General features: G+C 66.6%; 17 protein-coding genes and 2 tRNA genes. 7 read left to right on the plus strand and 12 right to left on the minus strand.

Going from position 1 to position 20,074, the window contains the following annotated elements; all coding sequences use genetic code 11:
* Nucleotides 1–227: 227 nt before the first annotated feature.
* Nucleotides 228–1,790, minus strand: coding sequence for a citramalate synthase (locus FJ386_06215; protein ID MBM3876299.1), 1,563 nt, complete (start codon nt 1,788–1,790; stop codon nt 228–230).
* 142 nt (nt 1,791–1,932) lie between these two features.
* On the opposite strand from FJ386_06215, the gene FJ386_06220 reads away from it, so the two are divergent.
* Genes FJ386_06220 through FJ386_06235 form a run of 4 tightly spaced genes read left to right on the plus strand, consistent with a single transcriptional unit; the run spans nt 1,933 to nt 9,121 of the window.
* Entirely contained in the window at nt 1,933–4,782 is a 2,850-nt protein-coding gene (locus FJ386_06220) for a tetratricopeptide repeat protein (protein MBM3876300.1), read from the plus strand.
* A 10-nt stretch (nt 4,783–4,792) separates the two neighbouring features.
* Nucleotides 4,793–5,983: a glycosyltransferase family 4 protein gene (locus tag FJ386_06225; protein MBM3876301.1), complete on the plus strand. Its 1,191-nt coding sequence runs from the start codon at nt 4,793–4,795 to the stop codon at nt 5,981–5,983.
* Entirely contained in the window at nt 5,980–6,969 is a 990-nt protein-coding gene (locus FJ386_06230) for an undecaprenyl/decaprenyl-phosphate alpha-N-acetylglucosaminyl 1-phosphate transferase (protein MBM3876302.1), read from the plus strand. Before FJ386_06225 ends, FJ386_06230 begins: the two co-directional genes overlap by 4 nt.
* A gap of 10 nt (nt 6,970–6,979) precedes the next feature.
* Complete coding sequence (locus tag FJ386_06235) at nt 6,980–9,121, plus strand: DUF2920 family protein (protein MBM3876303.1); 2,142 nt, start codon at nt 6,980–6,982, stop codon at nt 9,119–9,121.
* 442 nt (nt 9,122–9,563) lie between these two features.
* On the opposite strand, the gene FJ386_06240 is transcribed toward FJ386_06235, so the two are convergent.
* A tRNA-His gene (locus FJ386_06240) sits at nt 9,564–9,638 on the minus strand.
* A gap of 112 nt (nt 9,639–9,750) precedes the next feature.
* Between FJ386_06240 and FJ386_06245 the strand changes: the two genes are divergently transcribed.
* A complete protein-coding gene (locus tag FJ386_06245) occupies nt 9,751–10,320 on the plus strand; it encodes an SIS domain-containing protein (protein MBM3876304.1) in 570 nt (189 codons plus the stop codon).
* 30 nt (nt 10,321–10,350) lie between these two features.
* On the opposite strand, the gene FJ386_06250 is transcribed toward FJ386_06245, so the two are convergent.
* Nucleotides 10,351–10,731, minus strand: coding sequence for a DUF4870 domain-containing protein (locus tag FJ386_06250; protein ID MBM3876305.1), 381 nt, complete (start codon nt 10,729–10,731; stop codon nt 10,351–10,353).
* Between the two features lie 251 nt (nt 10,732–10,982).
* On the opposite strand from FJ386_06250, the gene recA reads away from it, so the two are divergent.
* Nucleotides 10,983–12,071 (plus strand): recombinase RecA, encoded by a 1,089-nt coding sequence (recA, locus tag FJ386_06255; GenBank protein ID MBM3876306.1) that lies wholly within the window; start codon nt 10,983–10,985, stop codon nt 12,069–12,071.
* Here the strand turns inward: recA and hemW are convergent.
* From hemW to FJ386_06280, 5 genes are all read right to left on the minus strand, one after another.
* A complete protein-coding gene (hemW, locus tag FJ386_06260; GenBank protein MBM3876307.1) occupies nt 12,063–13,223 on the minus strand; it encodes a radical SAM family heme chaperone HemW in 1,161 nt (386 codons plus the stop codon). The two genes, recA and hemW, sit on opposite strands and share 9 nt — an antisense overlap.
* A 45-nt stretch (nt 13,224–13,268) precedes the next feature.
* The gene (locus FJ386_06265) at nt 13,269–14,315 is read right to left on the minus strand and encodes a hypothetical protein (GenBank protein ID MBM3876308.1); all 1,047 of its coding nucleotides are present in this window, start codon (nt 14,313–14,315) and stop codon (nt 13,269–13,271) included.
* Complete coding sequence (locus tag FJ386_06270; GenBank protein MBM3876309.1) at nt 14,315–15,538, minus strand: hypothetical protein; 1,224 nt, start codon at nt 15,536–15,538, stop codon at nt 14,315–14,317. Before FJ386_06270 ends, FJ386_06265 begins: the two co-directional genes overlap by 1 nt.
* Nucleotides 15,539–15,680: 142 nt before the next feature.
* Entirely contained in the window at nt 15,681–15,986 is a 306-nt protein-coding gene (locus FJ386_06275) for a hypothetical protein (protein MBM3876310.1), read from the minus strand.
* Nucleotides 15,987–16,006: 20 nt separating this feature from the next.
* Nucleotides 16,007–16,091, minus strand: a tRNA-Leu gene (locus FJ386_06280).
* 242 nt (nt 16,092–16,333) lie between these two features.
* On the opposite strand from FJ386_06280, the gene FJ386_06285 reads away from it, so the two are divergent.
* Nucleotides 16,334–17,446, plus strand: coding sequence for an alpha/beta hydrolase (locus FJ386_06285; GenBank protein MBM3876311.1), 1,113 nt, complete (start codon nt 16,334–16,336; stop codon nt 17,444–17,446).
* 16 nt (nt 17,447–17,462) lie between these two features.
* Here the strand turns inward: FJ386_06285 and FJ386_06290 are convergent, their stop codons facing one another.
* From FJ386_06290 to FJ386_06305, 4 genes are read right to left on the minus strand one after another with little or no spacing between them, the layout of a single operon-like run.
* Nucleotides 17,463–17,672 (minus strand): hypothetical protein, encoded by a 210-nt coding sequence (locus tag FJ386_06290; GenBank protein MBM3876312.1) that lies wholly within the window; start codon nt 17,670–17,672, stop codon nt 17,463–17,465.
* Between the two features lie 45 nt (nt 17,673–17,717).
* Complete coding sequence (locus FJ386_06295; GenBank protein ID MBM3876313.1) at nt 17,718–18,350, minus strand: sulfite oxidase-like oxidoreductase; 633 nt, start codon at nt 18,348–18,350, stop codon at nt 17,718–17,720.
* Nucleotides 18,351–18,361: 11 nt separating this feature from the next.
* Nucleotides 18,362–19,270: an SMP-30/gluconolactonase/LRE family protein gene (locus FJ386_06300; GenBank protein MBM3876314.1), complete on the minus strand. Its 909-nt coding sequence runs from the start codon at nt 19,268–19,270 to the stop codon at nt 18,362–18,364.
* Between the two features lie 60 nt (nt 19,271–19,330).
* Complete coding sequence (locus FJ386_06305; protein ID MBM3876315.1) at nt 19,331–20,044, minus strand: hypothetical protein; 714 nt, start codon at nt 20,042–20,044, stop codon at nt 19,331–19,333.
* Between the last annotated feature and the right edge of the window lie 30 nt (nt 20,045–20,074).

Genomic DNA, 20,074 nt, shown 5'->3' on the forward strand with positions numbered 1-20,074 from the left:
GGCGGGATGACGATGGAATACGCCGGGCGCTTCTCGCTGACGCGCGCCGGGTCGGCAGTGAAGCAGCCTTGCTTCACCCAGAAGTCATACCATTTGTCCTCCACGGACTGCGGTTCGTAGGCTTTGGTAATCTCGGTCATGGGAGGAAAACCACAAAGGCACGAAGTGCACGAAGGTTCACAGCGAGTCGGGTTCTGTGTGGTCTTTGCGTCTTCGTGGTTTTGAAATCACTTCTTCAGCAGCGCGAACTCCATCGAGTCCACGAGCGCTTGCAGGCTTGCCTCGATGATGTTCTCGCTCACGCCCACGGTGCCCCACTCGCGCCGGCCGTCGGTGGAGGTGATGAGCACGCGGGTCTTCGCGCCGGTGCCGGCCACCCCGTCGAGGATGCGGACCTTGTAGTCGGTCAGCGTCACGCGCTTGAGCTGCGGAAAAGACTTCGCCAGCGCGGTGCGGAGCGCGCCGTCGAGCGCGTTCACCGGGCCGTCGCCCTCGGAGACCGTATGATGCACCACGTCGCCGACGCGCACCCTCACCGTCGCTTCGCACACGGATTCCTTTGCGTCGCGGCGCATCGAGACGTGGTAGGCGTCCACGGTGAAGAGCAATTGGGGCTTGTGATCGAGGATGCCGCGGATGAGCAGCGCAAGGGAAGCCTCGGCGGCCTCGTATTCGAAGCCCTCGTGTTCGCGCTGCTTGATGGTGTCGAGAATCTGCCGCAGTTCGGGCGTGTCGTTCGTGAGCTTGAGGCCGAGCTCGCGCGCCTTGAGGACGATGTTGCTGCGGCCGGCAAGGTCGCTGATGAGCACGGTGCGCGCATTGCCGACGAGCGCGGGGTCAATGTGCTCGTAACTCGCGGCGACCTTTTGCACGGCGTTCACGTGCGTGCCGCCCTTGTGCGCAAAGGCCGTCGGGCCGACCCACGGCTGGCGCGGGTTGTGGCGGAGGTTGGCGACCTCGTCCACGAACTGCGACAAGTCCTTGAGCTTGCGCATCGAGGCGTCGGGCAGGCAGCGCAATCTCATCTTGAGTTGCAGGCACGGCAGCACACTCGTGAGGTTGCAATTGCCCGTGCGCTCGCCGTAGCCGTTGATGGTGCCCTGCACGTGCGTCGCACCGGTTTCGATGGACGCGAGCGCGTTGGCCACGCCCACGCCGATGTCGTCGTGCGAGTGGATGCCAACCTTGCAGGTCAGGTTGCCTATCGCGTCGCGCGTGACTGCGGCGATGTCGGTTGGAAGACAGCCACCGTTCGTGTCGCACAGGACGACCACGTCCGCACCGGCCTTCTCCGCGGCCCGCCACGTCGCGATGGCGTAATCGCGGTCGAGTTTGTAGCCGTCGAAGCAATGCTCCGCATCGTAGATGACGAACTTCCCGTGGTCTTTCAAGAAGCGCACGGTGTCGGCGATCATGCCGAGGTTTTCGTCGGGCGAGCAGCGCAGCACTTCCTTCACGTGCAGCATCGACGTCTTGCCGAAGATCGTAACGACCTTCGTGCCCGCGTCGAGCAGCAGGCGCACCTGTTCGTCGCGCTCGACCCTCACGCCCTTGCGGCGCGTGGAGCCGAACGCGGCGAGCCTCGCGTTGCGGAATCTGCGGCGCTTCGCCTGCGCGAAAAACTCGATGTCCTTCGGGTTGCTGCCGGGCCAGCCGCCCTCGATGTAGTGAATGCCGAAGGCGTCAAGGCGCTCGGCGAGGCGGAGCTTGTCCGCGACTGAGAAGTTGATGCCCTCGCCCTGCGAGCCATCGCGCAGGGTCGTGTCGTAGATTTCGACTGCCGGATTCATTCACGCCCGCCGAAGCGGGACGTGATTACTACGCCAACCACAGAGGTGTTGCAAACGGGAAAACCCCGCGACGGTCCTGCGTTTGAGTCGACCGGCGGCCCGGAATCGCGCGCCTGACAATCCGCTTGTGCCTCCCGCGCGGATGGTCTCAACTTTCATCGTCGCACGCATGGAAGAGCGCTCCACATCGCCCGCCGGATTTGTCTGCGCGCGACTGCCGTGGATTCTCGGTGCGGCCGCGCTGGCGCTGTATCTGGCGACGCTCTCGCCTTGGGTCACATTCGCCAGCCTGCCCGTGGTCGCAACGGTGACGGGTTGGAACTGGTGGGAACCCACGCTGGTCAAGCCGCTCTTCCACCTGGTCTCCGCCCCGGTTCGCTGGCTGCCGCCGGGTGCGCAACCCCTCGCGCTCAATGTCCTTGCCGCGGTTTGCGCGGCGCTCACGCTCGCGTTGCTGGCGCGGTCGGTCGCCATCTTCCCCTGCGACCGCACGCGCGAACAGCGGCAGCGCGCGCGCAACGAGCACGCCTTGCTCGACGTCCGGCTGCGCTGGATTCCGCCCGTGCTCGCGGTCGCGGTGCTCGGTTTTCAATTCACGTTCTGGGAACACGCGACCGCCGCGACGGGCGAGATGCTGGGCCTGCTGATCTTCGTCGCGCTTGTCCGGTGCCTGCTGGAGTTCCGGCTCACGCGGAAGGATTCGTGGCTGTTCCAGTTTGCCCTGCTTTACGGGTTAGGCGCGGCCGACAACTACGCGCTGGTCGGTTTTTTCCCGCTCGCGCTCGGGGCGCTCGTCGTGCTGAAGGGGCGCGCCGTGCTCGACGGCCGATTCCTGCAGACGATGCTCGGCTGCGGACTGCCGGGGTTGTTGCTCTACCTGATCCCGCCGTGGTTGATCCTGCGCGACCCGGACAACGTCGGGACATTTCTTGAGTTGATTCGCATCGAGCTCGGCACGCAAAAGAACCAGTTGCTCGGTTTCCCGCGGTCGCGCGCGTTGCTGCTTGCGCTTGTGACGGTCGTGCCGGCGCTGTTGATGACCGTGCGGTGGTCCACGGCCTCGGGCGACACGAGCGCCGCGGGCACGGCGATCACGGGCTTGCTCCTGCGTGTCGTGCAGGCGGTGTTCCTGGCGGTCGGCGTGTGGGTGGCGTTTGATCCGGATTTCGGCACCCGCGCGCTGGGGCTTGGAGTTCCGTTTTTGACTTTCTCGCTGCTGGGCGCGCTCGCCGTCGGGAACTTTGCCGGGCATTTCCTGCTGCTCGTCGCGAGCCCGGACGGCCAGGGTTCGTGGCGCAAGGAAGCGCTGCCGCTTCGCGCGCTCAACCATCTTTGCGCCGCCGCCGTGTGCGTGGCGGTCGTCGCCGTGCCCCTGATGCTCGCGCAGCGAAACCTCGGCGACCTCCGCGCACAGAACGGGCTCGCGCTTCGCGACTTCGCCGGGATGGGCGCCGCCGTGCTGCCGCAAGGCGCCGTGCTGCTCAGCGACCGGCCGGACCTGCTGATGTTGCAGGCTGCGGTCGCCGACCCGCGCGCAGCGGCGCCGGTGTTGGTGGACATGCGCTGGCTGCCGCGCGTTTCGTATCATCGCAAACTTGCGCGAAAACACCCCGGCCTGTGGCCCGAGGTCGCGGCTGCCGTGCCCCGGACAAACTCGTTGTCAGCCGTGGAGTGGACGCAGCGGCTCGGCGCCGTCAGCGCGAAGCAGCCCCTGCTCTATCTCCACCCGTGCTGGGCCACGCCGTTGCTCGAGACGCACCATCTCGTCCCGCGCGGCGTCGTGTTCGACTTGCGCCCCTACGCGCCCGGCGTGATGACCCCGCCGCCCGCCACTGCGGAGGAAATCGCCGCGAACCAAGCCTTGTGGAAAGCCGCGATGCCGGGGTTCGCCGCGCTGCGCCGCGCGCCGTCCGGCAAGTCGGTCGCTGGCCCCGCGCTGGGAGGCTTCTACTCCGCCGCGCTCAACTTCTGGGGCGTGGAATTGCAACGCGCCGCCGCCCTCGAAACCGCCGGGCAGGCCTTCGCCGCCTGCGTGCAGCTCAACACCAACCCGGCGGCGCGGCTGAATCTGGGGGTCAACGAGGCGCTGCGCGCCGGCAAGCCCGTCGGCACGAACTTCACCGCAAGATCCTCCGAACTCATCCGCGAAAGCGGCGCGTGGATCTCACTCTTCACCGCCCACGGCCCCGTGGACGAGCCCGAGCTCGCCTTCCAACTTGGCCGCGCCTTTCAATCCACCGCCCTCCAACGGCAGGCCCTCCACCAACTTGCCCGCGCACGGGCGCTCCACCCGGGGAGCTTCGCCGTCCGCTACACCATCGCCGAGTCCCTGCTGCAGGCGCATCGCACGGACGCGGTCGATGCCGAACTCCGCGCGCTCCGCGCCTCGGCAGAGTTTCGCGGCGAGGTGGCCGCGAACGAGGCGATGCTGCTCCGCCTCGACGGGCTCGCGCAATTGCAGCGCACCAACTTTACAGCCGCCGAGGCGCTGCTCGCCCGCGCGCGGACCTTGCAACCGCGGAATACGGCCGTGCTGGAATCGCTCTTCCAGGTGCAGATGTTTGCCAACCAGCTCACCAACGCCGCGGCCACGCTCGAGACGCTCCTGCAAGTCACCCCCGACGACGTCCGGGCGCTCTCGAATCTCGGCTCGCTCTTCGCCCGGTTAAACCTGCCTGAACGCGCCCTCACGGCCCTCGACCGCGCGCTCGCCATCCAACCCTCAAATGTCAACGCACTCATCAACCGCGGCCTCGTTCACTTCACGGCCGGCCGCCTCGATGCCGCCGGGCGCGACTACGCCGAGCTTGCGCGAATAGCGCCCGCGATGCCGGCGGGGCACTTCGGCCTGGCGGAGATTGCGCTCAAGCGCGACCAGCCCGCGGCCGCGCGCCGGCATTTTGAGCGCGGGATCCAGGTCGCTTCACCCGGCGCGCCCGACGCCGTCCGCGCCACCGAACGCCTCAAACAGCTCCAAGCCACCGGCAAATGAACCCGCGGCGATGCGCGTCACCCACGTCATCACACGCCTGATTCTCGGCGGCGCGCAAGAAAACACCCTCGCAAGCGTCCTCGGCCTGCGCGCGAAACCCGGGCTGGACGTCCGGCTCATCTCCGGCCCCACCACCGGACCCGAAGGCTCGCTCGAATCCCAGGCCAGCGCCGTGCCCGGCCTGCTCACCCTCGTCCCGGAACTCGTCCGCCCCGTCTCCCCCGCGAGCGACTGGCTGGCGCTTCGACACCTCACGAACATTTTTCGCGAGACGAAACCCGACATCGTCCACACGCACAGCGGGAAGGCCGGGATTCTCGGCCGGTCCGCGGCGAGACGCGCGGGCGTGCCGGTGATCATCCACACCATTCACGGCCCGTCGTTCGGCCCGTGGCAGGGCGCGTTTGCCAACCTCGCATTCAAGTCCGCCGAACGATACGCGGCCCGGGCCACCACGCACTTTGTCAGCGTGGCCGACGCGATGTCGCGCCAATACCTCGCCGCGGGCATCGGGAGGCCGGAGCAGTTCACGCGCATCGTGAGCGGCTTCGATCTCGCGCCCTTCCTCGCCGCGACCAACGACCCGCGACTGCGCGCCCGGCTCGGCCTCGCCCCCGGAGACTTCGTCGTCGGCATGATCGCCCGGCTCACGGAACTCAAGGGGCACGATGACTTGTTCGACCTCGCCCCCGGACTTCTGGCCCGGTGCCCGCGGGTCAAACTCCTGCTCGTCGGCGGCGGCCCCTGGCGCGCACGGCTGGAAGCACGCGCCCGGCAACTCGGGCTTGCCGGACGCGTCACCTTCGCCGGGCTCATCCCGCCCGCGGACGTGCCGCGCTTCACGGGCGTGATGGATGCGGTGGCGCACCTCTCGACTCGCGAAGGGCTGGCGCGCGCGCTGCCGCAGGCGCTCGCCGCCGGCAAACCCGTGGTGGCCTACGACTGCGACGGCGCGCGCGAGGTGTGCCTCGATGGCGGGACGGGTTTCCTCGTGCCCGCGGGCGAGCGCGAGACGGTCGCATCCAAGCTCGCGCTACTGTGCGAGAGCGACGAACTCCGCGCGCGGCTCGGCGCGCGCGGCCGCGAACTGGTCAAATCCGAATTCACCGTCGAGCGCATGGTGGATGAACTGCACGCCCTCTACTTGCGACTCGCGCTTCCGCAACCGGCAACCGGCAACCGGCAACCGGCAATCCCATGAACTTTCCCGTCGGCGCTTATTTGCTCGCGTTCGTCGGCGCCTTCGCCGCGACGCTCGCGTCCATGCCGCTGTGGCGCGCGTGGAGTCTGCGCGCGGGCCTCGTGGATGACCCCGGGCACCGGAAAGGGCACGACCAGCCCACGTCGCTGGCAGGCGGGCTGGCGGTGTTCACGGGATTGGTGATCCCGCTGCTTGGCGCGTTTGTGGTGGTGAAGGCGGGCTGGCTGGGCGCGGAAACCGCCTTGTCCGGAAGGCTCGAGCACGGTTTCGAGCGGCGCGCGGTCCAGCTTGCGGCGATCTTCGCGGGCGCGCTCGGAATGCTCGTGCTCGGCTGGCTGGATGACAAACACGAGCTTCGGGCGCGGACGAAGTTCGCGGGGCAGTTCGCCATCGCCGCGCTGGTCGCGGCGGCGGGCGTGCGGATTACGCTGTTCGTGCCGAGCGTGGCGTTCAGCTACGCCGTCACCATCCTGTGGATCGTCACGCTGGCGAACGCGATGAACTTCCTCGACAACATGAACGGCCTTTGCGGCGGGCTGGGCGTGATCGCGGCGGCCTGCCTCGGCGCGATCGCGGCGATACACGGGCAGTATCTGGTGGCGTTGCTCGCGTTCCTCGTGAGCGGCGCGCTGCTCGGATTTCTCCCGTTCAACTTCCCGAAGGCGAGCGTCTTCATCGGCGACTCGGGCGCGCACCTCGTCGGCTACCTGCTCGCGGTGCTGGCCATTCTGCCGCACTTCTACTCGGCGGGATCGCCGCGGCCGCTCGCCGTGCTCTCGCCGTTGCTGGTGCTCGCGGTGCCGCTCGGCGATTTGGTGTGCGTGGTCTGGATTCGCGCGCGCGCGCGCATGCCGTTCTGGATTGGCGACACAAACCACATCTCTCACCGGCTCGTGCGGCGCGGCTTGGGCAAGGCGAAGGCGGTGGCCGTGGTGTGGGCGCTCGGAGCGCTCGGCGGGCTCGCGGCGATCGCGTTGAACTGGTGAAGAGGTCGCCATGAAGTCTGGTCTGAAATTGGACACGATGCGCGCGCACTTTCCTTCCCGCAACGGAGTCGTGCCCCGCGTTGCCTCCGGGTTCGCCCTTGCCGTGGCGCTGGTGATTCACGCGGCCGAACCCGTCTGGCCAAAGCTCCCCGAGCGCGACGGGCCCGTGATGATCCCCGCGCAGGAATGGCCCGCGCGGCCCGGGCCGCGCGAGGTCCGCGTGCTCGTGCATTATCCCGGCGGCGCGCGCGCCAACGTCGGCCCCCGCACCGGCGTCTTCCTCACGCTGCACAATTGGGGCGGGACGGACTGCGTCGGCACCGCGAGCCCGCAGTCGCTCGCGCGGGAGTTCGACGTGATCGCGGTCTGCGTGAACTACCTCCAGAGCGGAAAGAAGGAGTCCATGGACGACCGCGAGCCTTACGACTTCGGCTGGCTTCAAGGGCTCGACGCGCTGCGGGCGCTGTGGTTCGTGTTCAGCGAGCTCGATTCCGCGAAGGTTCCGTTCGCGCGCGGCCGCATATTCGCCACGGGCGGATCCGGCGGCGGCAACGTCACGCTCATGGCGAACAAGCTCGCGCCGCGCACGTTCGCATGTGTCGTGGACATGTGCGGGATGAAGAAACTGAGCGACGACATCGCGTTCAACATCCCCGGCGGCAGCTCACTCGATGCGCGTTGGAGCCGCGATCCGGCGAGCGCAAGCTTCCTCGCGCCCGGCGCGCAGGAGATTCGATTCGCCGGCCATCCGGCGCACCTCGCGGAGATGAAGCGGCTCGGCAACAGGACGAAAATCATCTCGGTGCACGGAGACGAGGACACGACGTGCCCCTTTGCGGACGCGATCGAACTGGCCGCGAACATGAAGCGCGCGGGCCTGGATTTCACCGCCGAGTGGGTGACGAAGGCGCGGCTCGACGGCAAGGTCTTCACCAGCGCGGGCCACTCGCTGGGGAATCGCACGCTGATCCCCGGCCATGTCGCGGGCCGTTGGTTGCTCACCACGAGCCCCGAGGCGGTCGAGCGACGGACGCCTTCCGATTTCGAGCGCCGTGATGAAGTGCGCTACGTGACGGGCGACGGCGTTTTCGTCGTGAGTTACGCGCGTGGATTTCCAGTCGGCCGGTTCGAGCCGGCGGCGCCGCCGCCGGCTTACACGAATCACTTCGCGCTCCTTCAAGTCGCCGGGACTGACGGGGGGATGTTCACCGCGAAGTCCGCAGGCGACTGGGAGGCGCGGCGTCGGCACACGCTCGCCCACATGGAACGGGTGATGGGGTCCTTGCCCAACCCCGCCACGCGCGTGCCGCTCGACGTGAAAGTTTACGAGGAAGTGACGCTCGAAGGCGGACTCGTCCGGCGCAAGCTGAGCTTTCAAAGCGACGTGTCCGACCGTGTGGCCGCGTATCTGTTCCTCCCGGGAACCGACGTTGGCGCGAGGATGCCGGCTGTCCTTTGCCTGCAACAGACCACGCAGGCCGGCAAGGCCGAACCGGCCGGTCTTGCGGGTGATCCCACCTTGCACTACGCGCTGCACCTCGCACGCCGCGGTTTTGTGACGCTCGCGCCCGACTACCCCGGCTTCGGTGATTCCAAATTCGATTTTGCGTCCGGATCGGGCCGTCATTACGCCAGCGGATCGATCAAGGCCGTCTGGGACAACGTGCGCGCGGTGGACCTGCTTGAGTCCCTCCCTGGTGTGGACGCAGAGCGCATCGGCGTGATCGGTCACTCGCTGGGCGGGCACAACGCCATTTTCACGGCCGCGTTTGAACCGCGCCTGCGGGTGGTCGTGTCCAGTTGCGGCTTCACCACATTCACCAAGGACGACATGCCGAGCTGGTCGGGTCCGCGCTACATGCCGCGCATCGGGACCCTGTTCGGCAACGATCCGGCGAAGGTGCCGTTTGATTTTCCGGAGGTGGTGGCTGCGCTGGCGCCGCGCCCGTTCCTGGCCTGTGCTGCGGAGTTTGACAATGATTTCGACGCCGGAGGTGTGCGCGAAGTGATGGCGGCGGCGCGCGCGATTTACGCGTTGCACCGAGCCGATGGAAACATCGACGCTCGGTATCCGAGGACACCACATTCCTTCCCGGAGGAGGCGCGTCAGGCGGCGTATGAGTTTCTCGACCGGCACCTAGGGAAACGATGAATAGACCGCGGGTGGACACCGATGTTCCCTGTCTCCGGGCACGACTGTGGTTGGCAAAAAAAAACCGGGTCAGGCAACCAGAGGGTGGTCGCTCTGACCCGGGGAGTTTTCGGAATCAGCACACAGGGGGTATCGGGGACTTCCGGAACCGGCTGTGCTCACCGGAACCAAAACTTGTTGGGCTTCAAAGAACGATCACCGACTTACTTGCCCGAAATTCGTGTCTTAACTTGCTATTATTAGTGACAGGTGTTCGACGGGGCGTCAAATGGTTTGTTCAAATCGGCTTTCGGTATTACTCCAGCTTGTCGGTCGGATTAGTAGGAGATCGTCCAGAGACAATCGGGTGCCTGAATCAGGAGGGAACTGACACGCGGTGCCTGCACGATCGAAGCACCACACGAGACGAATCGAAACAGGTGGGGGAGTGGACCACTGGGAGTGGGGTGGCCAACGGGATTCGAACCCGCAACAACAAGCTCCACAAGCTTGGACTCTACCATTGAGCTATGGCCACCGTCCGATGAGTGGGACGATATGGATGGGGCTGCGGGGCGTCAAGTGATGAGGAGGATTTCCGATTTCCAATTTGCAATTGGCGAATGGAAATTGAGAATTGAAAATCGAACGTGAACGACTGGGTTTCAAACTACGTAACGGCTCAGAAGGCGGCGCTGGACTCCATCCCGCAGGAGGCGGTGGTGGCATTGATCGGGCGGTTGCGCGCGGCGTGGCGGGAGGATCGCCAGCTTTTTGTGTTTGGCAACGGGGGCAGCGCGGCGAATGCGTCGCACTTCGCCACCGATCTGGGCAAGGGTTCGTCGGACAAGCTGGGCAGGCGGTTTCGCGTGCTTTCGCTCAACGACAATGTGAGTTGGTTGACGGCGCTGGGCAATGATTACGCCTATGATGAGGTGTTCTCACGCCAGTTAATGAATTACGGGCGTGCGGGCGACGTGGCGATGACGTTGAGTGTGAGCGGGAGTTCGCCGAATTGTGTGAAGGCCATCGAGTGGGCGAATGCGAACGGGTTGCACACGGTCGCGCTCGTCGGTGCCAAGCGCGGCAAGCTTGCGGAAATCGCGAAGGAGACGATCGTCGTCCGGGACGGGCACTACGGCCGCGCGGAGGACGCACAGATGGGCATCTGCCACATGCTCTGCTACGCGTTCATGGAGTTGCCGGAGTTGGGGCGGTAGGGGGTCGCGCCCCGGCTCGCAAGGGGCGGGTCACGGGATGATTTTCAAGCTCCACGGATACTTGAAATCCTTGCCGTCATTCGCCTGGATGCCCGCGATCGTCGAGAGAATCAGTCCGCCCCACCAGATCACGAGGAACAGGGGCGCGATGAGCCAGCCGATGCAGAGGAAGAACGAGATCATGGTGATGACGCCCATGGCGAGCATGGCAAGTGAGACGGTGATTTGAAAATTCACGGCAGCCTTCCCGTGGAGGTCCGTGGAGGGGATTTCGTTCTTCTTGAGCTGCCAGATGACGAGCGGGCCGACGATGTTTCCGCCGACGGGGATGATCAAGCCGAGCAGTGCGGTAAGGTGGCAGAGCATGTTCCAGCGGCGGACTTCGGCGTCGTTCATCGGCGGCGTGTTCATTGCGGCGGGATATGGTGTGGGGTAAATATTCGCAAGCAGGGCGGCTGGCAACGCCAATCTGAGCGACCCAAGAAGCTGTCACAGTGCGAGCAGCAGCGAACTGGGCAGGTCTCGATTCCGTGGGCGGGGAGGGGCAGCGGCTGGGTAAACCAAAACCCCGACCGATGGCAACGAAACCGACGCGACTGCGACATTGACTTGCCCCCGGGGCTTCTCTATCACGGGCGCGCATCAAAAATCTCCCCGCGCCTATGCCCCCAAAACCCGCCGACAAATCTCCCGATAAACCCGCCGCAGACACGAAGGCCGCCGATGCCGCCAAGCAGTCCGCGGCGCGCGCGCGCGAGCTCGAGTCTGCCATCTCCACCATCACCAAGGCCTACGGAGAGGGCTCGATCATGCGGCTCGGCGACGCACAGTCGCAGCGCAAAATGGAGATCATTCCGTCCGGGGCGCTCGCGCTCGACCTCGCGCTGGGCGTGGGTGGCGTGCCCCGCGGGCGCGTCGTGGAGATCTTCGGCCCCGAGTCCAGCGGCAAGACCACGCTCATGCTTCACATCATCGCCAACGCGCAGAAAGGCGGCGGCCTTGCGGCGTTCATCGACGCCGAGCACGCGCTCGACCCGGTCTACGCGAAGAAGCTCGGCGTTAACCTCGACGACCTGCTCGTCTCACAACCCGACAGCGGCGAGGAGGCGCTGACGATCTGCGAGACGCTCGCACGCTCCAACGCGCTCGACGTCATCGTGGTGGACTCCGTCGCAGCGCTGGTGCCCAAGGCCGAGCTCGAGGGCGAGATGGGCATGGCCACGATGGGCATGCAGGCGCGCCTCATGTCGCAGGCGTTGCGCAAGCTCACCGCCATCCTCGCCAAGGCCAAGACCACCTGCCTCTTCACAAACCAGATGCGCGAAAAGGTCGGCGTCATGTTCGGGAATCCCGAGACCACGCCCGGTGGCAAGGCGCTGAAGTTCTACGCGAGCGTGCGCATGGACATTCGCAGGCGCGATGCGATCAAGGACGCCACGGGCGCGGCCATCGGCAGCCACGTGCGTGTGAAGGTCGTGAAGAACAAGGTCGCCCCGCCGTTCGCCGAGGCCGAGTTCGACATCATGTTCAACCACGGCATCAACAAGGAAGGCAGCATCCTCGAGGTTGGCATCGACAAGGGCGTGGTGGAGAAGAAGGGCGCCTGGCTCCAATTCGACGGCGACCTCATCGGCCAGGGGAAGGACGCCGCCGTGAACGCGCTCCGGGACAAGCCCGGCCTCGCGAAGAAAATCGTGGATTCGATTTACGCGAAGCTCGCGGCCCCGGCGCCCGCAGCGGCCTCAGCGTAGCAGAACGGCCGCCGCGTGATCGGCAAAGCGCATCCCCATGCGCGTGAGGTGAAAGCGCCTCGCGTCTGACTCCGCCAACCCGCCGGAAATCAGTTCATCCATCTCCGCGCGCCATTCGCGTCGCAGGTCGAAGCCCGTCGTGCGCTCGAACTCGTCGAACGGCCAGCCCGCGTTCATTCGCAAGCCGAACGCGGCCGTCTCTCCCGCGCGCCGCAGCGGCGGCAGTTGCTCGCTCGACTCGATGGCGCGCGCGCCTTTCTCGAGTTGCTCGCAGTAGAGCTGCGTGTTGGACCAGTTCTTCGTGCGCACGCCATCCACGTAACCCGCCGCGCTCGGGCCGAGGCCGTGATACGCGCCGCCGCGCCAGTAGTTCACGTTGTGCCGGCAGGCGCGCGCCGGGATGCCACCCGCCGCGTCCAGCACTCCGCCCGGGTGCTTCCCGAAGTTCGCCACCTCATACTGCGCAAACCCCGCCCGGTCCGCCGCGCGGAGCAGTTCCTCATACATCGCCTCGGCGAGTTCCTCATCCACGTCGAACTCGCCCGCCTGCAACTGTGCGAAGAGCGGCGTGTCCTGCTCGTAAATGACCTCGTAGCAGGAGAGATGTTCGCTGCCCAGCGCCGCGGCTTCGCGCAGGGTGGACTGCCAGGTCTCCATCGTCTGGCCGGGGATGGCGAACATGAGGTCCACGTTCACGTTGTCGAAGCCCGCGGCGCGCAGCGTGTCGAAGGACTTGAAGACCTGCCCGCGCGAGTGGAGGCGCCCGAGGCGGTCAAGGAGCTGCTCGTCGAGCGACTGAACGCCCATCGAAACGCGGTTCACGCCGAAATCGCGCAGCAGCTTCGCCTTGTCGTCGGACACGGTCGCGGGATTGCACTCCACCGTCCACTCGCCGGCGCCGAGCAGGTTAAGTCGCTGCATCGCCTCGAGGATTCGCCGCCATTGCGCGAGGTTCAGGAGCGACGGTGTGCCGCCGCCGAAGAAAACGGTCTGCGGCTTGAGTTCATGCGCGACCAATCCCATCTCGCGCACAAGCGCCGCGACATAGCGGTTTGTCACGTCGCCCGACGGCGGCGCCGAGTAAAAGGCGCAATACTCGCACTTGTGCGCGCAAAACGGCACGTGCACGTAGAGGCTGGTGACAGTCGGCACGGGCGGACGATGGCGGAGGAGCGGGCGCCGGGCAAGGGCGGGGCGTCACCCCGCCATCAGTCGCGCCACCAGGTCGGAAAGCAGCACCCCTCGCGATGCGGGCCACGGCGGCTTGCCGGTGCGAAAGAAATCATCCATGGCTGCGACAAGCCGGCTGTAGTGATTCTCCGCCGGGGACGGGCCGCGCAGGACTTGAGCCGAGAGGATTTCCCCGGAGCGCAATTGCACGGCGAAGTTGATGTCCGCCACGACGCCGTCGAGCACGAGCACGGTCGTGCGGAGGCCGTCCTTGTGGAAGATCGAGACGCCGCGCGGCTCACGCGCGAGCTTGGGCACGAGGCCGAGGCCGGCGAGGTCCTGCGTCCGGGCATCCTTGAGCGCGTCGCCCTGCGGCGAGTTCGAGCGCGAAAGCGCAGCGGCAAGCAGCGGCCAGGACCACGCGCGCCGTTCGCTGTCGCGCCAGACATCCTCGCCGGCAAACGTGCGAACGGTGTCAATCCCCGCCTCGCCGCCGCGCCGGCGTTCGACGAGGGCAAGCGCGAGGTCGAGTCCGTGCAGCTCCGCGGCCGGCTTCGGGCCTTGCACGACGACGAGCGCCTCTTTCAGCGGCGCGCCGGGGGGAACGTCCACCTGCGGCAGTCGCGGGGCGACGGGCACCCAGGTCCCGGAGAGGAGGCTGGTGCGCGACGCTGCAGCGCTGCGCCCGGAGAGGCGCGCCGATTCGAAGTCGTCGGCCAAGGGACCGTAGATGAAGCAGGTGCCGACGCGCGCCCGGATCGCGCTTGCCGTGCGGACCGGGAGTTCCGGGCCATGCTTCGCGCCGGGCGTCGTCGGGATGATGATGACCGCGTCGGACGTGGCGAAGTGGCCGAGTTCATCCGTGATCCGCGTCACTCCGTGGTCGCGCACGCGACGCGTCAGTTCCGCGTCGCCGATGCTGCGACTTGCAGCGACGAAGCATTTCGTGCCGGGGAATGTTCGCCATCCGCCGTCGCGCGGGTAACCGAGGAGGAACCGGTCGAGGATTTGTTGCGCCGGACTCTGCAACGAAAACTCGCCAAGCAGGAACGTGATCTTCTTCAGGTCGCGCATCAGGCCCTCCAGAAGTGCGATTCCCCCGGGGCTTTGTAGGCGACGTTCATCCACGGTGTCGCGAGGCGCTCGCCGCCGCGGTGCAGCGAGTCGAGTCCGGCCGCGGTCATGCCCGTCGTGAGCAGCGTGCGCTCGACCGGATACGGCGCGCGCCCGGTCTGAATCGTCGTCTCGACGTGGTGCATGAGCGGGTTGAAGAAGTCCGCAAGCGTCGTGTTGTAGGGCGGCATGGGCAGGTGGAACTTCGCCGAGTGGACGCGGCCGCCGCGCTCGAGTCCGGCCCAGGTGAAGTCGCGCGCGAACCGGTCGGTCCACAGCGACGTGCGCGTGCGCTGGTCGCGAAAGGCCACCGCCTCGACCGTGCCGTTGAGCAGGAACACCGTGCTGCGAAATCCATCGGCGTGCTCGGCGAGGAAAACCGTGAAGTTCGGCGAGCCCTGCCGCACCCGGTCCAGCGTCGGTTCGGCGAAGGTGTAGCCGGCGGGCGCGCTCACCGCATCGCTGCGGCAAAGCGCGGCGAGCAGCAGCCGGCGCGTGCCTTCGCGGCCCGTTGCGTCGAGGACTTCCCACGCCGTCTCGCCCTTGAGCGCCTGCATCGAGCGCACGCCGGTCTCGCCGCCCTGGCGCCGCTCGGCCATGCACTGCGTCGTCTCGAAGCCGTGGAAGTCATACGAATCCACGCCGCCGTAGCAGACGCAGACGCTCTCGGTGAGCGGCGCGTCCAGCGGCAGTTCGAGCGCGGGCAGGCGCCACGTGACGGGCAGCGACGAGCCGGCGATGAACGCGAATTTGAGCCGGCGCGCGTCCTCGACCATCTCGACCGCCTCGCGCCATTCGGTGGACAGGTGCTTGTCGTTGAAGACCGGCACCGCGCGGTTGCTCGCCTCGAAGACGCGCACGATTTCCTTGAACCACTTGTAGCGCGGGTAGAGCACCTGCCCCTTCTCGTTGCGCGGGTAGTCGCCGTGCTCGCCGATGATGAGCACGCCGTCCACGGCGAGCCGCCCGGTGCCGAGCGTGAGCGCGTCGGCGACCGTGGGCTGGAGCTTCACTCCAAACCGCGCGCTGCGCTCGCGCGCAAGGTCTGACGCGGGGAACTGGTCGATGTAAAGCCCGGCCAGTTCGAGCGCGGGATGATGGTGGCGCCCCTGCCAGCCGTAGCCTTCGAGCAGCCGGTCGAGGAAGTGTTGCGCGTGCGAGAACTTCTGCACGTGCGTGCCGATGAGCGCGACCTTCTTGCGGGCCGCGGACGGCGGCTGCTCCGCGCCCCCCGCCGCGAGCGCAAGCGAGGCAGCCGAAGTCGCCCCGACGAATGCGCGCCGGGACCAGCCGGGCGGCGGATGCGGGTGTGGATTCATGGCGGTGCTACTTCGCTCCCTCGACGACGGGCATCGGGTTGGCGATGTAATCCCGCTGGCACCGGAGGCACAGGTCAAACTTGAACTCGACGAACACGTCCTTCATCAACTCCTCCTCGGTCATGCCCTCGCACTGGCGGAGGAGCGCGGCGATTTCATCCCGATGGCTCGTGGTGAGTTCACCGTGCGAGACGGCCAGCGGCCCCGGGCTGGCGAAAACCTGGATGCGCGCGACGAACCGCACCTCGGCGGAATCCAGCGGACGGCCGCACCGGTCGCACAAGTGAGTGAATTGAGGCGTGGGCTCGGCCATGGCGCTGCTCCCGCGGAGAGTGCCGACGGCGGGACTTGAACCCGCACGACCCGCAAAGGCCGGGGGATTTTAAGTCCCCTGCGTCTGCCATTCCGCCACGTCGGCTCGGATGTTCACCTGGACTCGAAAATGTCGTGACACGAAGGACGCCACGGGTGAACAGCGCCCGGGGCCGGTGTCACCCCCGCGAGGCCCGGCGTGTCGGCGGAAACGTGTCGCTCCAAACTCGGCGTCATCGCGATGGACACTATCAGAGCGCGTCGAGGGCCCGCAAGCGGGCCGTGCGCGGCCTCGGAACTCAAGCCGTGACAGGGGCGCGCCGGTTTGCGAGCCTGAGTCATCACTCGATGAACTTCCAACTCCAATGCCCCGTGCTCGCGCTTGCCGCGGGCTTCGCGTTCGCCGCGCGCGCTGAAGCCGCCGAACCCGCGAAACCCGTGCCGCGGCTTCCCCGCACGAATCTGCTCGTCTTTGCCACGCACGCGGGCGAGGTGAAGCCCGTCAAGTCCGTCGGCGACTGGCAGAAGCGCCGCGCCTCCGTGCTTGCCGGCATGCAGGACGTCATGGGCAAACTGCCCGGCAAGGAGAAGCGCGCCGCGCCGGACTTGAAGGTGGACGAGGAAGTGGACTGCGGCACCTACGTGCGCCGGCTCGTCAGCTACGCGAGCGAGCCGGGCTGCCGCGTCCCGGCCTACCTGCTCATCCCGAAGGAAGTTCTTGCCGGAAAAAGAAAGGCGCCCGCAGTGCTGTGTCCGCATCCGACCGACAACCGCATCGGCCACCAAGTCGTCGTCGGGCTTGGCGGCAAGGCCAACCGGCAGTATGCGGCCGAGCTCGCCGGGCGCGGCTTCGTCACGCTCGCGCCGTCGTATCCGCTGCTGGCAAATTACCAGCCCGACATCAAGCTGCTCGGCTGGGACAGCGGCACGCTCAAGGCCGTGTGGGACAACATGCGCGGGCTGGACCTGCTTGAATCGCTGCCGTTCGTCACGTCGCGCAAGGGCTTCGGTGCCGTCGGCCATTCGCTCGGCGGGCACAACTCGGTTTACACCGCCGTCTTCGACGACCGCATCAAGGTCATCGTGTCGAGCTGTGGACTGGATTCGTATCTCGACTACTACGGCGGCGACCCGAAGAACTGGCAGCCCGAGCGCGGCTGGTGCCAGACGCGCTACATGCTCCGGCTCGCGAACTACTCCGGCCGGCTGCAGGAAATCCCGTTCGACTTCCACGAGATGATCGGCGCGCTCGCGCCGCGGGTGGTCTTCATCAGCGCGCCGATGAAGGACTCGAACTTCAAGTGGGACAGTGTGGACCGCGTGGCCGCAGCCGCGGCGCCGGTGTTCAAGCTCTACGGCAAGCCGGACAACCTGATGGTGGAGCATCCCGACTGCGACCACGACTTCCCCGATGCCATGCGCGAGAAGGCCTACAAGCTCTTCGAGCAGCATTTGAAGTGACCGCGCGCCGGCGCCCTCACATCAGCTTCGTGTCCTGCCCCTCCAGCTTCTTGAGCTGCTTCTTGATGATCTCCACGTTCGTCGTCAGCGCAAACTGCGCCTTGATGATCTCGTCCTGAACCGCCTTGTCGCCCAGCGCGCGCGAGGCGGGGAGGATCTTCATCATCTCCACGGTCATGGCGTTGCAGGCTTTGCGGATTTGCTCGGTGGCTTCTGTCGGTGTCATGGGAATTGTCCTTCGATTACGACGACGCGGGAGACGATGATCGTTTCACGAAAACCTGTCCTCCGTCCACGGGTCCGCCGTGTTCGAGTAGCCGCGCACTTCCCAGAAACCCGGCTTGTCCTCGTCGAGGAACTCAATCTCGCTCACGAACTTCGCGCCCTTCCACGCGTAGCGCTTGGGGAGGATGACGCGTGCCGGGCCGCCGTGCTCGACCGGGATGGGCTTGCCGTTCCACGAATGCGCCACGAGCACGTCGTCGTCGAGGCACGCGTCGAGCGGGTTGTTCGTCGAGTAGCCGTCGTAGCCCTTGAAGAACACGTGCGTCGCGTCCGGCTTGGGCCGCACGAGGTCCGCGAGCGTGAAGAACGCCACCCCGCTGAACTCCATGTCGAACTGGCTCCACGTCGTCACGCAGTGAAAGTCGCTCACGTCCGTGAACTGCGGCAGCGCCATGAAGTCCTGCCACGAGAGCGTGACGGGGTTTTCGACGTGGCCGTGAATCTTCAGCTCCCATTTGTCGGGCGGCACGTCCGGATGGATGCCGAGGTCGAGCACGGGGAAGTTGTGCACCTGCCGCTGGCCCGGCGGCAACCGGTCCGACGAGCGCACGGCGGGCTTTTCCTGGCCGGCCATCTTCCGCGCCCAGCGTTCCTTGCGCGCGATGTAGCCGGCCTTCATCGCCTCGTCGCTCATTTTCTCCCCTTCACCCACGCCAACCCGGGCTTGTCCGTGCGAAACGCCACGAGCCGCGTGTGCTGCACTTCCGTCACGTAAGCCGTGCGGCCATCCGGCCCGCCGAAGCAGATGTTGCTCGGCTGCTTGCCCAGCACGTCCACCTCGCGCAACACCTCGCCCTTGGGCGACATGACCGCCACCACGCCCTTGCCGTAGCGTGTGATGAAGAGGTTGCCGTCGGCATCCGCGCGCATGCCGTCAAAGCCGTGGTCCTCGAATTTCCTGAGCAGCCGCTTGTCCTTGAGCGTGCCATCGGCCGCGATGGTGAAGGCCCACACGTTGCGCTGGACGCTCTCGTTCACGTAGAGCGTTTTGCCGTCGGGGCTGACCTCGATGCCGTTGCTCGTGCCCATGCCGGGCGCGGCGAGCGTGACCTTGCCGTTGGTGCCGATGCGCCAGACCTGGCCGGTGCTTTCCTTCCAATTCGGGTCGCTCGCCCAGAGCGTGCCGTCGGGCGCGAGCGCGAGGTCATTCGGCTGGTTCATCCTCGGCTCGTGTGCGAACACGCTGAGGGTCTTCGTGACCGGGTCAATTTGCAGCACGTTGTGCCCGACGTAATCCGCGACGAACATGATGCCCGCGCGGTCGAACACGATGCCGTTGCCCGTGCTCTTGCCCGGCAGCGTGATGAAGACCTCGGACTTCCCGTCCGGCGTGGTGCGGCCGATGGTCTGCTGCTTCGCGAAGTTCACCGCGTAGATGTTCCCCTCGCGGTCGCACGCCGGCCCCTCGATGCCGGGCGTGAACTCGCCGGGCTTGGTGAGGGGCTTGGCGGTCCAAAGCGGTTCCTCGGCGGCGAAGGCGACAGACCAACCCCAAAGCACGGCCAGCGCGGCGCACGGCAGGGGCGGAAGTGGATTCATGCGAGGGAGAGTCAGCGTTCGTGTGCCCGAAAGCAAACCCGGAGGCGGCCCCGGGCGCGGTCACTTCACTCCCGCGAGGCGTTCTTTCCAGAACTTGTGCAGCAGCACGGTGGCTTGCACGTCGCGCAGGCAGTAGTCGGCGATTTGCTTGAACTTTCCCTCGCGCAGCAGGTTCGTCACATCCATGCCCGTCACGCCGTGGCTCTTGGGCGACTCGATGCCGAAGGCCTTGCAATAGAAATCCAGGTTGAACTTCCGCGCCGCGCCGTCGCGTCCGCTCACGCCGTAGAACGTGAACTGGTCGGCGAGGTCGCAGTGCGGTTCCGTGGCGAAGCGGTAGCCGAGCCAGTCGCGCCTCGAAATCGGCACGTTGAGCACGGCGGAGCGCAGGTAGAGGAACGGCACATCAAACCCGCGGCCGTTGAAGGTCACAATGTGCTGGTAGTGTTTCGCGGCGTCCCAGAACGCGGTCAGCAGCTCGGCCTCGTCCGCGCAGGGCATGAACTCCACCGGGCCCGCCCCGGCGTCCTCCTCGAAATCCTCGGCGAGGAACAACACCTGCCCGCGCTGCGATTCGGCGTTGAGCATCGCGATGCAGACGACCTGCGCGGTGAGCGGCCAGAGATTGAACTGCCGCTCGATCTCCTCGCGCCGGGCCGCGCGCTCGGCTTCGGGCAGCTTCTCGGCGTCGCGGAAGAGATACTCGCGTTGCGCCTCGTCAAAGTTTTCCAGCGGCTGTCGTGAAGTCTCAATGTCGAACACCAGCGTGGCCATGCGCGTGAGCTTCGCTCCTCGGGTTCCCGG

The sequence above is a fragment of the Verrucomicrobiota bacterium genome (genome assembly GCA_016871675.1).
GTDB lineage: Bacteria > Verrucomicrobiota > Verrucomicrobiia > Limisphaerales > VHCN01 > VHCN01.

What these genes read in the sequence shown, in the direction of transcription:
- FJ386_06290 (MBM3876312.1), bottom strand. Translation starts at nt 17,672, where the DNA reads ATGACACCGACAGAAGCCACCGAGCAAATCCGCAAAGCCTGCAACGCC.
- FJ386_06265 (MBM3876308.1), bottom strand. Translation starts at nt 14,315, where the DNA reads ATGCGCGACCTGAAGAAGATCACGTTCCTGCTTGGCGAGTTTTCGTTG.
- FJ386_06235 (MBM3876303.1), top strand. Translation starts at nt 6,980, where the DNA reads ATGAAGTCTGGTCTGAAATTGGACACGATGCGCGCGCACTTTCCTTCC.
- FJ386_06305 (MBM3876315.1), bottom strand. Translation starts at nt 20,044, where the DNA reads ATGGCCACGCTGGTGTTCGACATTGAGACTTCACGACAGCCGCTGGAA.
- FJ386_06215 (MBM3876299.1), bottom strand. Translation starts at nt 1,790, where the DNA reads ATGAATCCGGCAGTCGAAATCTACGACACGACCCTGCGCGATGGCTCG.
- recA (MBM3876306.1), top strand. Translation starts at nt 10,983, where the DNA reads ATGCCCCCAAAACCCGCCGACAAATCTCCCGATAAACCCGCCGCAGAC.
- FJ386_06275 (MBM3876310.1), bottom strand. Translation starts at nt 15,986, where the DNA reads ATGGCCGAGCCCACGCCTCAATTCACTCACTTGTGCGACCGGTGCGGC.
- FJ386_06225 (MBM3876301.1), top strand. Translation starts at nt 4,793, where the DNA reads ATGCGCGTCACCCACGTCATCACACGCCTGATTCTCGGCGGCGCGCAA.
- FJ386_06300 (MBM3876314.1), bottom strand. Translation starts at nt 19,270, where the DNA reads ATGAATCCACTTCCGCCCCTGCCGTGCGCCGCGCTGGCCGTGCTTTGG.
- FJ386_06220 (MBM3876300.1), top strand. Translation starts at nt 1,933, where the DNA reads ATGGTCTCAACTTTCATCGTCGCACGCATGGAAGAGCGCTCCACATCG.
- FJ386_06285 (MBM3876311.1), top strand. Translation starts at nt 16,334, where the DNA reads ATGAACTTCCAACTCCAATGCCCCGTGCTCGCGCTTGCCGCGGGCTTC.
- FJ386_06250 (MBM3876305.1), bottom strand. Translation starts at nt 10,731, where the DNA reads ATGAACACGCCGCCGATGAACGACGCCGAAGTCCGCCGCTGGAACATG.
- FJ386_06230 (MBM3876302.1), top strand. Translation starts at nt 5,980, where the DNA reads ATGAACTTTCCCGTCGGCGCTTATTTGCTCGCGTTCGTCGGCGCCTTC.
- FJ386_06295 (MBM3876313.1), bottom strand. Translation starts at nt 18,350, where the DNA reads ATGAAGGCCGGCTACATCGCGCGCAAGGAACGCTGGGCGCGGAAGATG.